A 15,043-nucleotide genomic window follows, 5' to 3' on the forward strand; every position below is an offset into this window, starting at 1 on the left:
TGAATGATGATGACACATGTCCACTAAGCCGACCAAGTTGCCTGCCCGCACCGTCGATGCCCCGACCGCTCGCCACGTCTTTACCTTGGCGTGGCCCATGACCATCAAGGCCATCTTTCTGCATGGCACGGTGGTCATCGACGCGTATCTGGTCGCCGCGCTTGGGGAAACGGCGTTGGCCGCAATTGGTCTTGCGGCAGCCATTGCGGGGTTCGTCCTTGGCGCGATCCAGGCGTTTTCCAATGCGATGCAGATCCGGACGGCACAGGCATTCGGCACGGGAAACGCGGTCTATCTGAAATCGGCGGTCGCCGCGGGAATGGCGATCAGCATTGCCGTCGGTATCATCGGCATGGTTGCCATCCTGCTGTTGGGTGCGCCTGTCATCTCTGCCCTGGCCCCTTCGGCAGAGGTGGCGATGCTTGCCCGCAACTATCTGGCCATTTTCTGTCTTGTGATCCTGGGCGAGGCCGTCGGCCAATGCATTTCCAGCTATCTCAATGCCTGCGGCGAAACCAAGGTGCCCCTTTACAGCCTTTGCCTGTCGGTCCCGGTCAATGTCGTCGTCAGCATCGTACTGATCCACGGCTATTGGGGTCTGCCCGCGCTTGGCGTCGCCGGCGCTGCCGTCGGCAGTGTCATTGCCGTGGCGGTCCAGGTCGCATTCCTTGTCTTTCGGTTGGTCAAGGTCGCGGGGCATTTGCGCCAGATACGCGGGTGGCGCGAACTCAGCTTCGTTCGAACGCTGCTGCGGCATTTGACGTTCTCGCTGCCGATCGCGGCGACATTCCTCAGCGCTGCGGTGTCCACCCAGGTTTGCGCGTTGATCTATGCCAAGATGAGCCTGAACGAATTCGCGGCCATGACCCTGATTGCGCCCTGGATCAACATGACCGGCACGGTCGGCATGCAATGGGCCATCGCGACCGGCATCATCGTGGCGCAACTGTTGGGCCAGCAAAAAGACAGTGCCGTGCTGGATCGCTTTTTGTCCAGTGCATGGCGCGGGGCCATCATCGCATCAGCCGGGGTGGCGGTGCTGCTGCTGATGGTATGCCTGTCGGCCAACACGCTTTATTCCGACCTCAGCATCGAGACTCGCGGCTTTGTCCTGGCCTTTCTGCCCATCCTGCTGATTTTGCCCTTTCCAAAAGGGTCGAACGCGATCTGTGGCAACACTCTGCGGGCCAGCGGCGATACGATCTATGTTATGAACCTTTTCGTGATGGCGCAATGGATGTTCCGCGTTCCCGCGACGGCGCTTGCGGTTCTGTATTTTGATCTGGGTGTCGTGCTTGTTCTGTCGATCCAGCTTTGGGAAGAGTTTCTCAAGTTTCCCGCATTCCATCGTCGGCTTCTGTTGGGCAAATGGAAACGCGCGCAAATATCGGATTGAACCAACACGACGCTGGCACCTGATAAGAACGAACGACTGTGTGCTTCATCTTCAGCATGCGCCGACGTGCCTCGTCAGCGTGACGAACAGCATGGGCAGATCATCGGGATTGCGACTGATGCCCCCCACCACGGCTCTGTTTCACAAATCGGCTTTGGGTCGAGGCTCCCTTCTCCCCGGACAGTCTCATAGCCCTGCATCAGTGACGGCGATGGCTACCGCATGATCACCGGCACGCTGAACAACAGCGGCTGGCATGTGAACCATAACAGGGTCGAACAGGTCTGGAGGCGGAAAGCGCTGCACGTCCCGCAGAGGAGGCCGGAAAAGTGCGGCTTTGGTTGAACGATGGCTCCTGCGTCCGGCTGATGCCTGAACGACTCGATCACGTCCGGTCCTATGGTTTTGTTCAGGATCGGATGCAGGATGGGAGGATTGTCCGCACCCTCATTGATGAGTTTACGACGGAGGCCCTGATGATACGGGTCAAACGCAAACTCAACTCGACCAACGTCGTCGACGCCCTGACCGATCTGTTTATCCTGCGCGCCCCGCCGGAGTTCAGAAGGTCGGATAATAGTGCTGAATTCACCGCCAAAAAGGTGCGGGCCTGGATCGGGGCGGTCGGTGCCAGAACGACTTTATCAGGCCAGGATCGCCATGGGAGAACGGCTATTCCCAGAGCTTCATTCCCGGTTTCGGGACGAGCTTCTGAACGGCGACGTCTTCTCCCCCTGCGTCAGGCCCGGAGCCTGATCGAACGATGGCCGCCATTACAACACCGTAAGGCCGCACAGCTGCCTCGCATACCGCTCGCCCGTGCCCGAGAGCGTCCTGCCAACAGGCCCACCATGCACCAACAATCAAATCCGACCAGTCGGGGCGCGCATGCCACATTGGTCGATATCACCGCGGATCCATCGCAGGCGCCTTGGGCACTCCGAACGGCTCGCCAGCGCCCCAGGCACCGGCGTTCGCTCAGCAAAGGTTGGTACTGCCCGTCTGCCGGATGCCGCCACGCGCTCCCTCAGCCTTTGTCACAGCCGACGGCATCCGACAACCAGCTCGCCCCTGATGCAGCAACCGATCACCCCATCACATCACGGGATGCACCACATCGTCATCGGCACCGACGCCCAAAGACGTGGGCGCACCATCGTCCACGCGCGATAGATAGTCCACGATGACCGGGCGGTTCACGGAAAATCCCTTATACTCGGCCAGGTCGTCAGGAAGATCACGCAGGACCCGGTGCAGGCGGCGACCCCATTTCGGCACCGTCACCAGATCCTGCATCGAAATCAGATAGCAGCGGATCGGAAACACCAGCGCGTTCGAACGCGGCAGGCGCCAGAAGCTTTGCAGCTCGACCCGCAGGAACTGTTTCTCGCCAACATTTTCAGGCGTGATCGTCCGCTTTTCCGGGCCCCATTTGTGGTAATTCTCGGGGCTGGTATCCAGCCGCGGATTGACCGTCAACGTCCAGTTCAGGCGCCGCGAGGGCTTGCCCTGCTGGACCGCCAGCAGGAATTTCAGTGCCCGCTTGAAGATGCCCATCTCATTCGCCCGGGGCACCGGCGCGTGCCATTCAAAGAAATTCATGCCGATGTCGAAATCCAGCGACCAATCGGCCTGACTGGTCACCATGCCCGCATCCATCCACAGATTGCCATCGCGCTGATCCAGAACCGCAAAATCGCCTTGTGCCTGCCGGGTGATGTACTCCATCGGGCCGCAGGGCAGCGTCGTGGGATCAAGAAAGGTGAAAACCTGATCGATCCCCATCGGCCGATTGATCCAGTGCCAGCGATCACCGTCGCGGTGCAGGCTGAACAGGTCGGGATAATCCTCGGCCTTGCACTGCATGATCAGTTCCAACAAGTCCCAGCCCGCCAGTTCCATATGCGGCAGGGACTGGCAACGCAGCGGATCATCGGTCAGCGTGATGGCCCGGTCGCGCATTTCGGCGACGTAATGTTCGTCCACGTCGAATCGTTTTTCAAAGACGCTGCCAACGCGGCCAGTGCCATGCGGCTCCATGTTGACCGAATACATATAGTCGTCCCTATCGAACGGGAACGGAAACCGCCGGATCGCCGCTGGCGAATTGCGAAACGTGTAATCGTCGCGAAAGGTCTCGTCATTGAAGCGGATGGTCATCAGGTCCGTCCTATCGGTTGAGGATCAGTTGCTCGCCGCAGAATCTGGACACGCAGGGCATGATCTTGGTCTGCGCGGCACGCTCGTCCCCGGACAGCCAGTGGTCGTTGTGTTCGATCCGGCCGTCGCAGGCCGTCACCTCGGTTTCGCAGCGCCCGCAGGCACCGCCCCGACAGCTCCAATCGATGGGAACGCTGGCGGCCTCCAGCGCCTCCAGCAGGCTTTGATGCGGGCCAACCTGCACCTTGCGGTCGCTGCTGGCCAGGGTCACGGTGAACGCGCTGCCCGGCGGCGGGGCCTGAAACACCTCGGAATGCAGCGCACTGGGGGGCCAGCCAAGATCCTCTCCTGCAAGCGCCACAGACGTGATCAGGCGTTCAGGCCCGCAAGTATAGACATGGGTTCCGACCGGCTGGCGGGCCAGAATGGCGGTCAGGTCGATCCGGTCGCCCTCGTCCGAAATGTGGGTGTGGACCTGCGGCAGGTCCGGAAGCAGGCGCAGGCCCGCAGCCTCGCTGCGCGAGCGGGCGGCGTAATGCAGTTCAAACCGCGCCTGCAGGTGCAGCAACTGTCGCATCTGGGCCAGGATCGGCGTGATGCCGATACCGCCCGCGATCAGCACATGCTTGCGCGCACGCAGATCCAGCCCGAACAGGTTCAGCGGCATCGAGACGCGCAGCGTGTCCCCCTCGGCCAGATTGCGGTGCATGAAGACCGATCCGCCCCGGCCCCAGTCATCGCGTCGCACGGCAATCTCATACCCCGATGGATCCTGCGGGTCAGACATCAGCGAATACGCGTTGCGGCGCAGCACGTCACCGTCCGGCATCTCGACCACGACATGGGCACCGCCGGAAAACAGCGGCAGGGGGTTTCCCCCGGCGTCCTCAAGGCGGAATTTCGTGACCAGCGGCGACAGCGGCTCGATCCGGGTGATCTTCAGCATCAGCCCTGCCATGGCGCGATCTCCTGCGTGGGGGGAATGTCGCCGGGGGCCTCGGCATCGACACAGACACCCTGGAACGCCCCGAGGCGTCGTGAGAAATGGTCGCGTACGAACAGGGTCAGGCCGCAATGCGAGCAGACAACGGGGTCGGTCGTCACCTCTTCGGTCATGCCCTTGCAATGCACGCATTGCATGCGGCGCGCGGCGGAACCGCGATGCTCCGACTGGATCGCGTCGGGGTGAAGACCGACCGCCAGGGCTTCTGCGACGACCTTCCCGATCAGCGCCTCGGTGCCGGCCAGATACAGCTGCGTGGTCATCGTCGCCTCGGCCAGCAGTTTGCGCAGCCGGGACAGAACGGCATCATAGCTGGCGGCCTGCGTAAAGCCCGCAGGCTGCAGCGCCTGCAAATCCATGCCGGCATCATGCCCGCGCGGCAAATAGATCACGTGGGCATGGCGCATCACCATGGGATCGCCCTTGGCCAACGCCAACAGCGCCGCGGCCCCCGCACCATCAGCCACCATCAGCGAAGGCCGCCCCCCGCGAGAGACCAGCGTGCGATAGGTGGGCCGACTGGCCGGGTGTTCGATCGTTTCAGCAATCATCGAATACAGTCTCCCTGTGGATGGTGGGCACGAGGCGATCTGACGCCGCCTTCGCCTTTGCCTGCCTTACCCCTTGGCCGTGCGCCGCATCTTGTCGGGATCGTAAAAGGGCATCGGATGGGCGATGGCCGCGATATCACCGCCGGAATTGCGGATCGTCAGCGGCGTGCCCTCGACTGCGCAATCGACCGGCATGCGGGCGATGCCGATATTGTGCATGTTCAGCGGGCTGTAAAAGCCCATCGTGACAACGCCGACCTGCTGGCCGTCCTTGATGATCGGCGCGCCCTCTTGGGCGGGCTCGGTGCCGTCCAGCTTGACGCCATAGATCTTGAACCGCTCCTTGCCCTCAAGGCGCGCATGTTCCTCGGCCCCCCGGAATCCGGTCTTGCCTTTCGAGACGGTGAAATCCAGCCCCAGCTCCCACAGGGTGTCGCCGGAAGGCTCGTTCTCAAAGGGATATTTTTCAGAGTTGTCATAGGGAAAGAACAACAGGTAGCTTTCCGCCCGCAACAGGTCCAGCGTGGTGAAACGCGTCGGGATGATGCCCATCTCGGCGCCCTCGGCCACGATCCGGTCCCAGATCTCCGGCGCGTCCTGACGGCGGCAAAAGATCTCATAGCCCCGCTCGCCGGTATAGCCGGTGCGCGAGATGGTGACCGGTTTGCCGAACAGCGTCGTCTGGATATGGCTGAAATAGACGACATCACGGATGCCGGGCACATGCCGTTCCAGATAGTCGACCGACAGCGGCCCTTGCAGGGAGATGTCGTGCAGATCGTCGTCGAACAGCACCGACACGTTGCGCCCGGTGGCGGCCATGGTCAGCTGCTCGTGGCCCTGCCCGGTTCCATGCACCACCATAAAGCTGTGCGGACCCATGCGATAGATCACGCAGTCGTCGATGAATTTGCCCTGATCGTTCAGCATGCAGGCATAGCTGGACCGGCCCGGCTTTATCTTTTCGACGCTGCGCGTCGTGGCGCGGTCGATCACATGGCTAGCATGGGGGCCGATCACATGCACCTTTTTCAGCCCCGAAACATCCATGACGCCCGCCTTGGTGCGGATCGCCATGTACTCCTCCATCTGGTCCTTGTCATAGGTCCAGGCTGTGCCCATCCCGCTCCAATCCTCAAGGTTGGAGCCGAGGGCGCGATGCCGCTCGGCCAGAGCCGAAAACCTCCACGATGCTGTCATGCCGTAAATCCTCTTGTGCTTTGTCGTCTTTGCCGGAATGGCCTTGCCTGACCCGGATCAATACCCTTGGGGCATTCAAGCGTAACAATACCGCGCAGGCAATAATTTTTCCTGCTAGGAATTAACGCCTGGCGAGGGCTGCCCGTTCCCTGGGCGGTCAAGACCGGGGCCGGGTCTTTTTCGGATCGTAATGAGGAAACGGAACCACGCTGGCAGGCAGCCGCTTTTGATGGCCGTCCAGCTTGCCTATCTGCACCTCTGTCGCGATGGCCTCATGGGTCACGTCTACCCGCGCCAATGCGATCTGTCGGCCCAGCAAAGGCGAGATCATCGCCGATGTGACCTGACCCACCTGCGCGCGGCCGATCATGATCGAATCACCGTGATGGACGGGTACGCGGCTGGCGATGTCCAGGCCGACCAGCTTCATGCGGGGGCTCTCCTTGCGCCGGATCAGGGCGTCGCGGCCGATGAAATCGTCAGGCTTGGATTTCAACGGTACAGTAAAGCCGATGCCTGCCTCGAACGGATCGGTCTGATCCGAGAACTCGTAGTCGGCAAAGATCAGCCCGGCCTCGATCCGCAAAAGGTCCAGCGCCGCAAGCCCCGCCGGGCGCAGCCCATAAGGCGCCCCGGTCGCGGTCAGTGCGGCAAAGACGGCGTGCCCGTCCTTGGGATGGCAAAAGATCTCATAGCCCAGCTCGCCGGAGTAACCAGTGCGCGAGACGACGACCGGCACGCCTTCGGGACCGCCGATGCGCCCCGGCGTCCAGCGGAACCAGTCCAGCTCTGCAATCGCGGTCTGATGCGGTGCGGTCCAGACCAGATCGGCCATCAGATCACGGCTTTTGGGCCCCTGAACCGCCAGATTGTGAAGCTGATCCGTCGAACAGCGAACCATCGCCTGAAGGTCCAAAGCCTGCGCCTGATCGCGGATCCATTCCGCACCCAGATCGCTGCCGCCGATCCAGCGGAAACGGTCCGGTCCCATCCGGAACAGGGTTCCGTCGTCGATCATGCCGCCATGGGGATAGCACATGGCCGAATAGACGACCTGACCGACCCCCAGAGTCCGGACGTTGCGCGTCAGGACCCATTGCATCAGCGCCTCGGCATCGGGGCCGGTGACCTCGACCTTGCGCAGGGCTGACAGGTCCATGAAGACGACGCCGGAACGGCAGGCACGATATTCCTCTTCGGGGCTGGAGCCGGGAAAACTCTGGGGCAGCCAGAATCCCTTGTATTCGACGAAATCGCGCGTCAGTTGCGCAAAATCGTCATGAAACGCGGTCTGACGGGTCATGATCGGCGGGGCCTCGGGAAAGGGGCGCCAGGCGGTGGCGCGCTGAAAACGTTCGGTGGCGGCATAGCTGCGGACATGGATGTCGGTCAGCTCCCACCCATTCGCGGCAGTGGTGTCGTCCGGGCAGGCCGAGGACACACAGACCAGATCGGTCAGCGCCCGCAGCAGGACATAGTCGCCGGGCCGGGACCATGGCTCGTCCGTCATCAGCACCCCATGATCGTCAATCCAGGTATTGAAGAAGAAATTCGCCGCCATCCAGCCAAAGCGCGGCGACACCCCATGCGCAGCCAGTGCATCGTTGAAATTGTCCGAACAGTTCGCATGGCCCGGATACCCGATATCGTCGTAATATTTGGCCGAACAGGCCATCGCAAAAGCATCGTGGCGACCGCAGGTGTCCTGCACGACCTCGACCAGCGGCGTGCCGTCCTGATCAAAATACTTCGCGTGCAGCCCGGGCATCGGATAGGCATGACCCAGGATCGTGCGTGTCGTGGTCACGTCCAGGGGGTTCTGGATGCCCCGGTCCAGCTTTCGTGCGTCAAAGCATTGAAAGTCGGTGCATTGCCGCCCGTCGACGTCCAGGATCTGAATGAACTCGCCTGCGCTGACCCGAAAGGCCCGCGCCGTGGCAGAGCCGATGCGCAGATCCAGCAGCGGGTCCGCCAAGGGGTCCGGCAGATGAAATCGGGGCCGCTCCTTGGCCGCGGCTCGCTGAACCTGCAGCACGATCGGGCTGGCCGTATCCGACTGATCGGGCATCATCGGTGCGGCGGGCGCGGCCACGATCAGCCATCCCGATCCGGTGACGGTCACATGCGCCTGCGTCCCGGCCGGGCTGTCGCGCTCGAACACGATCAGCGCCCTTGCGGCGCCCAGATCGATGCCCCGCCGCGCGATGGCCTTTGCCAGATGCGCCAGGCTTGCATCGCCGGAGGCCAGCGCGCGGCGCAGGCCCTCGGGCGCCGACGCCGCGGGCGCGTCCAGAAGATGCGCGGCCTGACCGCCCTCCAGCGTGGTGATCAGTTCGGCCCGCTGGCCTCCTTCGCTGTTCGTCAGGGTCACCCTGTCGCCCGGCGCGATCGCCAGCATCAGCGCCCCGCCGCCCGCGACGGTATGGCGTTCCGGGACCGCCTTGCGGTTCCCCGCACTGGAGCGGGGCGGGCCGGGCCGGAACAATGCCGGATCAAGAAGGGCCATGAGAAACCTCAGTTCTGCAGATAGACTTCGAGGGAATCGTCCATCGCGTCTTTCCACAAAGTGTGATGCACGGGCGCCATGGTTCCGGTGATGACCGAACGATAGCAGGTGTTGCGAAAGGTCATGATGTCTGCGGCCTTGTGCTTTTTCCATTCAAAGAACGCATCACAGGCCCCGTCCACATCAAAGCTGGGATAGTCGGTGTCGGCGATCAGCTCCTTGATGTAGTCGCCCTGATAGAGGACCGCGTATCTGGTGCTGCTGTCGGCCACTTCGCGCTGTTCGCGTTCCTGCACGTCGTCCAGAAGAGCCTGCTTGTCCGTTGGTACATCGATGCGGCCCAGCATGATGTCGCGCACATACCAAGCCTGTGCGTCGAACATATTGAAGGTGAACCACTGGTCCTGCATGCCCAGATAGAACAGGCGCGGATTGTGGACCCAGACCACGCCCTTGTACAGATCCGCCGCCGCCAGCCGGTTGGCGGTCTTGAGCCGCAACGTGTCGGGCAGAAACGGGAAATAGTGCTTGTAGCCGGTGCATAGGATGATGGCATCGACACGCTTGCTGGTGCCGTCCTGAAAATAGGCCGTGTCCTCGGAGACATGCAAGACCAGCGGCACCTCCTGCCAGTTGTCCGGCCAGTTGAACCCCATCGGTGCGGTGCGATAGCTGACCGTCACCGACTTGCAGCCGTATTTCCAGCATTGCGAACCGATATCCTCGGCGGAATACGAGGTGCCGACGATCAGCACGTCCTTGTCGGTGAATTCGCAGGCGTCACGAAAATCATGGGCATGGACGATGCGCCCGTTGAAACGCCCGAACCCCTCGAACTCTGGCACGTTCGGGGTCGAGAAATGGCCCGTGGCCACCACGACCCAGTCAAAGGTTTCTGAATAGACGCGGTCGGCGGCCAGATCGTGCACGGTGACCGTAAAAGTTTCCGTCACGTCGTCATATTCGACATTGCGCACCACGGTCGAGAACCGGATCCAGTCGCGCACGCCGGCCTTGTTCACCCGCCCCTCGATATAGTCGAACATCACCGCACGCGGCGGGAATGACGCGATCTGCTTGCCGAAATGTTCCTCAAAGGAATAGTCGGCAAATTCCAGACCCTCTTTGGGACCATTGGTCCACAGATAGCGATACATCGAGCCGTGCACAGGCTCGCCATGCTCATCGACCCCGGTGCGCCAGGTATAGTTCCACAAGCCGCCCCAGTTGGCCTGCTTTTCGAAACAGACCACCTCGGGAATCTCGGCCCCGTCATTGTGCGCCGATTGAAAGGCCCGAAGTTGTGCAAGACCCGAAGGCCCGGCACCCAGCACCGCGACTCGTTTGGTCATGAGTATCTCCCATTTTGGTACAGACCATTTTGGAATGTCTATCTGCCTTGGTATGAACCAGTTGGGGCATCGCCCAATCATTCGGTCAAGAAGTTTTTCGGAAATCCCGTGCCAATCGCTGTGCTTCGGGACTAGTCTCGCCAAAGACGCCACATTCGGGGGCAGATACGGATGACGAATGCCTCTCTGGCAACCAGACTGGCCGTGACGGGGGCCATACCGCGGCGCCGCATGACCGAGGCCGGGGCGCGCATCGGAATTCTGGCACCGCTGAGCGGACCGATGGCCGCGTGGGGTGGGCCGGGTCTGAACGGCTGCGCAATCTGGGCAGAGCGGATCAACGGCCAGGGCGGGCTGACCGTCGGCGCGACGCGCCAGCGGGTCACGCTGATCGCGCGCGATGCCGCCGCATCCCCGGCGGCAATCCGATCGGCGGCACGCGACCTGGTCGACCACGAGGGCGTGCGCATCCTGTTGACCCTGGGCGGCGACAGCCTTGCCCCCGCGCTGCCGTGGCTGATGGCGCGCAGCGCGTTGGTTTCGACCCTGCTGCCGTTCGATCTGTCACCCGATACGCCCAGCCTGATCGCCCCGGCCGAGGTGCATCCGCTGTTCGTCGTCACCGCTGTCAGCTGGCTGGCCACCGCGCGACCCGATCTGCGGCGCGTGGCCCTGTGCAGCCAGACCGACATGATGGGGCGGCCGTCACTGGCGACGTATCGCGCGGCCTTTGCAGCCGAGGGGATCGGGATCGTGCATCAGGTGCAATACGATCCCGCCGCACCCGACGCCCCGGCCATCGTTGCCGCGATGCTGGCCCATGATCCACAGATCCTGTGCTGGTGCAGTTCTGACCCGCCCATGGTCGAGGCCCTGACCGAAGCGGCGTTTCTTGCGGGCTTTGGCGGGCCGATCATCAGTTGCACAGGCGACCGCTATCGCCGGCTGGTGGCACGGACAACGGCGGCCTTCATGGAGAACTTCATCTTCAACTTTCCCGATTTCGACGATCCCGCACTGCGCGAACGCGCGTTCTTTTCCATCGGGCCATCGGACTTTTACGACAGCTTTCAGCGGCGCTTTCCGGGGCAATGGTCGGCGGTCAGTTGGGAATACGCATCGGTGCTGGATCTGTGGCAATCGGCGGTCGAGATCGCCCGCACGACCGAACCGGCGCATGTCCTGCAGGTCATGAAGCGCGGCGCGCAAATGATGCAGCTGTTCGGCCCGGCCCGGTGGGGCGGCGAGGCGCTGTTCGGTGTCGACAATGCGCTGATCGGCAGCTGGCCCGTGGTGCGGGTCATCGGCGGCAAGGCAAGGATCGTCACGTTTGGGTCGGTGCTGGATTGGCTGGACCGGCACGAGGCCCTGCTGGTTGCCGAAATGGCGGGCATGGGCCTGCTGTGGCATCAGCGCGGCGGGCGGGCGATCATCCCTCCTGCGTAAGCAGGCGTTGTTCGTCCAACAGCAGATGGCGGCACAAATCGATCGCGGCATCCATGTCACGACTTGCCAGGGCCTCGACCAGATCGGCGTAGACATGGCGCTGCGCGGTCATCCGGTCGGGGGTCATGTGGCGCTGCAGCATCGCGTGGCGGTGGCGGTCGCTGCGCGCGCGCACGATCAGGTCATAGCACGCAATCAGCAGCGGATTTCCGGTCCCGCGCGCCAGCGTCAGCATAAAGTCATCCTCGTTCCGCGCCAGCGCCGCGGGGTCGGTGTCCTGGTACATCCGGTTGCGGATCGCGGCCAGCTCATCGATCTGGGCAGGGGGCATGTGGATCACGGCCAACCGCACCATCTCTGGTTCGATGATGCCGCGCATGACCTGCAGGTGCAGCGGTCCGGTGGCGGCGATGATGGGGGCGACACGCTCGGCCGCCGCGCCCTGCACGAAACTGCCGGCGCCGGGGCGGCGGCGGATCAGGCCCCGCGCCTCGACAAGGTCCAGCGCGGCGCGCAGCGTGCCGCGCGCGACACCATAATCCACAGCCAGCATTCGTTCGGATGGCATGCGCGTTCCGGGCGGATAGTGGCCTGCGGCAATCCCGGAGACGATCCTGTCGGCGACACTCTGCACGGCAGGGCCACAAGGTGAAATGGCCGGCGGCACCGGCGTCAGTTGCGGCAATGTGGTCAAGGCGGTTCCTCGGGCAGGTCTTCCTCGCACCATAGCCAAGCAGCCGCCGATGCCAATCCCGTTGAACCAATTGTGCCAGTTGCCGGGCAACACCCGCGCCCTGGCACAGTTGCAAAGACCCGGGCGACTGCCGCCCGGGTCCGTCCGTGGATCAGTCCGTCGATTGCGCCGCAGCCGACAGATGCGCCATGCCCGGCGCCGGCACGGTGCCATGGCCGGCGGGTGCATGCGAGGCATAGGACGCGTCGTCAAGACGATAGGCCGCCTCGCCATGCTGGGCGATGTCCAGCCCCTGTTGCTCGGTCTCGGTATCCGTGCGCAGGGGCACGATGGCGGCAGCGACCTTCAGGGCAATGAACGTCGACACGACCGACCATGCGATGCTGAACGCCATGATCGCGACCTGTACGCCCATCTGGGACGTCATCGTGCGCCCTTCGGCATAACCCAGTCCGCCCAGTGCGGGGGCTGCAAAAATGACCGTCAGGATACCGCCGACCACGGCGGCGACGCCATGAACACCGAACACGTCAAAGCTGTCATCATAACCAAAGCGGCGCTTGACCCCCTCGACCGCGACGACGCAGACCGGTGCCGTCAGAAAGCCGATCGCGATGGCGCCGGCAGGTCCGACAAAGCCACATGCGGGCGTCACGGCAACCAGGCCGGCAATTGCACCCGACAGCACGCCAAAGGTGCTGGCGCGGCCACGATGACGCCATTCCGCCGCCATCCAGCCCAATGCCCCGGCCGCTCCGCCAAGCATGGTGTTCAGCATGACCAGCATGGAAAAGCCGTTCGCGGCCAACGCGCAGCCGCCGCAGAACGCCAGCCAGCCGACCCACAGCATGGCCCCGCCGGAATAGGTCATGGTCATGTTGTGCGGCGCCATCATCACGCTGCCATACCCGGTCCTGGGGCCCACAACGATGGCACAGACCAGGGCTGCGATCCCGGCGTTCAGGTGGACGACGTTGCCGCCCGCGAAATCCTGAACACCGACGTTGAACACCCAGCCCCCGCCCCAGGCCATATGAGCCATGGGCACGTAGTTGATCAGCAGCCAGACCGACATGAAGATAAGGACGGCCATGAAGTTCATCCGTTCCGCAAACGCCCCCACGATGATCGCGGGCGTGATGGCGGCGAACATCATCATGAACATGACGTACAGATATTCCGGGATGGTCCCGATCATGCTGTCGACGGTGATCCCTGACAGAAAGACGCGGCCCAGACCGCCGATGACCGGGTTCAGCACGGTATCGGTATCAAAGGTCAGGCTGTAGCCGACCGCGATCCACAGCACCGACATCAGCGCGATGATGGCAAAGACCTGCGTCAGCACCGACAGGGCGTTCTTGCTGCGCGCCATGCCCGCATAGAACAGGCCCAGCCCGGGCAGCATCATCAGCATGACGATCAGTGCGCAGGTGGCGACAAAGGCCGTGTCCCCGGCACTCAACGCCGGCTCGACCGGCTGCGCAAAGGCGTGAACGGGAACGACGGCGGCAAGACATGCGATAGGGAGTCTGGATATGAGCGACATTCTGGGCTCCGGCTTTTGCAAGGAAGTCCTATCGTCGCATGTATTCAAAGTGAGTAAAATTTCCCGTTAATAAATAGCCGATATTTTTCCGGCACGCCGTTGATCCGCCGCCGATACGGGCAGGACGCCCAAAAAAGTTCCACCGTGAAATCTGACTGCCGCAGATGACCCCATTCAGGCGCGATCGGTGTCACGACGTTGCGATAGCCGGGAACCGGAATGCAAAATGGGTGCCCAAAATACGTTCTGGGCACCCATCCGGTTTTCGGTGATTGGGCGGTCAGCCCATGCGTTCGCTGGAATAGGAGCCGGGCGACGCGGGAAACACCACTGTCTTGTTGCCATTGATGAAAACGCGGTGGTTGGCGTGGGCGTGGATCGCGCGGGCCAGCACCTGGCTTTCGACATCGCGGCCCAGGCTGACATAATCCTCGGGGCTTTGGGCGTGGGTCACGCGGATCGTATCCTGCTCGATGATCGGACCCTCGTCCAGATCGCTGGTCACATAATGAGAGGTCGCGCCGATCAGCTTGACGCCCCGTTCATAGGCCTGCTTGTAGGGGTTGGCGCCCTTGAAGCTGGGCAGGAAGCTGTGGTGGATGTTGATGATCCGACCCGACATCGCCTGGCACATCCGGTCCGACAGAACCTGCATGTAACGCGCCAGAATGACCAGCTCGGCCCCCGATTCCTCGACGATGCGCAACTGCTGCGCCTCTGCGTCGGGTTTGTTGTCCTTTCGCACGCTGATGCAATGAAACGGAATATCGTGGTTCACGACGACCTTCTGATACTCCATGTGGTTTGAAATCACCGCCACGATGTCGATGGGCAGTGCCCCGATCCGCCATCGATACAGCAGATCGTTCAGGCAATGGCCAAAACGGCTGACCATGATGACGACCTTCATCTTCTGTCCCTCGTCGTGGAACTGATAGGTCATCGACAGGGTGCTGGCGGTTTCGGGAAAGGCCTCGCGCAACGCGGCCAGCGTCTTGCCCTGTTCCGAGGCAAAGCTGATGCGCATGAAGAACTTGCCGGTCTGCGGATCGTCATACTGCGAACTGGCGGTAATGTTGCAGCCATGGCTGGCCAGAAATCCGGAAATGGCCGCAACGATGCCACGTGCCGATTCGCAGGCGACGGTCAGACAGAACTTGTTCATCGAAATCTCCAGTCATGGCGT

The 15,043-nt window shown here is 62.5% G+C and carries 11 protein-coding genes and 1 pseudogene; 3 read left to right on the forward strand and 9 right to left on the reverse strand.

Going from position 1 to position 15,043, the window contains the following annotated elements; genetic code table 11:
- Positions 1-16: 16 nt before the first annotated feature.
- Both ACJJVR_RS02045 and ACJJVR_RS02050 read left to right on the forward strand, forming a co-directional pair.
- Entirely contained in the window at positions 17-1,396 is a 1,380-nt protein-coding gene (locus ACJJVR_RS02045; protein WP_405401836.1) for an MATE family efflux transporter, read from the forward strand.
- Between the two features lie 213 nt (positions 1,397-1,609).
- Positions 1,610-2,236: pseudogene (locus ACJJVR_RS02050) on the forward strand (integrase core domain-containing protein); the annotation flags it as partial.
- A 255-nt stretch (positions 2,237-2,491) separates the two neighbouring features.
- Here the strand turns inward: ACJJVR_RS02050 and ACJJVR_RS02055 are convergent.
- From ACJJVR_RS02055 to ACJJVR_RS02080, 6 genes are all read right to left on the reverse strand, one after another.
- Entirely contained in the window at positions 2,492-3,556 is a 1,065-nt protein-coding gene (locus tag ACJJVR_RS02055) for a heme-dependent oxidative N-demethylase family protein (RefSeq protein ID WP_405401838.1), read from the reverse strand.
- 10 nt (positions 3,557-3,566) lie between these two features.
- Positions 3,567-4,514 (reverse strand): PDR/VanB family oxidoreductase, encoded by a 948-nt coding sequence (locus ACJJVR_RS02060; RefSeq protein WP_405401840.1) that lies wholly within the window; start codon positions 4,512-4,514, stop codon positions 3,567-3,569.
- Positions 4,502-5,110 (reverse strand): dimethylamine monooxygenase subunit DmmA family protein, encoded by a 609-nt coding sequence (locus tag ACJJVR_RS02065; RefSeq protein WP_405401841.1) that lies wholly within the window; start codon positions 5,108-5,110, stop codon positions 4,502-4,504. Before ACJJVR_RS02065 ends, ACJJVR_RS02060 begins: the two co-directional genes overlap by 13 nt.
- Before the next feature lie 66 nt (positions 5,111-5,176).
- Positions 5,177-6,310, reverse strand: a complete 1,134-nt coding sequence (locus tag ACJJVR_RS02070) for an aminomethyltransferase family protein (RefSeq protein ID WP_405401843.1) — start codon at positions 6,308-6,310, stop codon at positions 5,177-5,179.
- 157 nt (positions 6,311-6,467) lie between these two features.
- A complete protein-coding gene (locus ACJJVR_RS02075; protein WP_405401845.1) occupies positions 6,468-8,816 on the reverse strand; it encodes a DUF1989 domain-containing protein in 2,349 nt (782 codons plus the stop codon).
- An 8-nt stretch (positions 8,817-8,824) separates the two neighbouring features.
- Positions 8,825-10,168 (reverse strand): NAD(P)-binding domain-containing protein, encoded by a 1,344-nt coding sequence (locus tag ACJJVR_RS02080; protein WP_405401846.1) that lies wholly within the window; start codon positions 10,166-10,168, stop codon positions 8,825-8,827.
- Between the two features lie 171 nt (positions 10,169-10,339).
- On the opposite strand from ACJJVR_RS02080, the gene ACJJVR_RS02085 reads away from it, so the two are divergent.
- Positions 10,340-11,614 (forward strand): ABC transporter substrate-binding protein, encoded by a 1,275-nt coding sequence (locus ACJJVR_RS02085; RefSeq protein WP_405401847.1) that lies wholly within the window; start codon positions 10,340-10,342, stop codon positions 11,612-11,614.
- Here the strand turns inward: ACJJVR_RS02085 and ACJJVR_RS02090 are convergent.
- The 3 genes from ACJJVR_RS02090 to purU all read right to left on the reverse strand — a co-directional run bounded on the left by ACJJVR_RS02090 (position 11,598) and on the right by purU (position 15,022).
- A complete protein-coding gene (locus ACJJVR_RS02090; protein ID WP_405401910.1) occupies positions 11,598-12,281 on the reverse strand; it encodes a FadR/GntR family transcriptional regulator in 684 nt (227 codons plus the stop codon). The two genes, ACJJVR_RS02085 and ACJJVR_RS02090, sit on opposite strands and share 17 nt — an antisense overlap.
- Positions 12,282-12,459: 178 nt before the next feature.
- Positions 12,460-13,857: an ammonium transporter gene (locus tag ACJJVR_RS02095; RefSeq protein WP_405401849.1), complete on the reverse strand. Its 1,398-nt coding sequence runs from the start codon at positions 13,855-13,857 to the stop codon at positions 12,460-12,462.
- Between the two features lie 280 nt (positions 13,858-14,137).
- Positions 14,138-15,022, reverse strand: coding sequence for a formyltetrahydrofolate deformylase (purU, locus tag ACJJVR_RS02100; protein ID WP_405401851.1), 885 nt, complete (start codon positions 15,020-15,022; stop codon positions 14,138-14,140).
- Positions 15,023-15,043 lie beyond the last annotated feature (21 nt).

Source organism: Paracoccus sp. Ld10 (assembly GCF_045064235.1).
In the GTDB taxonomy this organism is placed as follows: Bacteria; Pseudomonadota; Alphaproteobacteria; order Rhodobacterales; family Rhodobacteraceae; genus Paracoccus.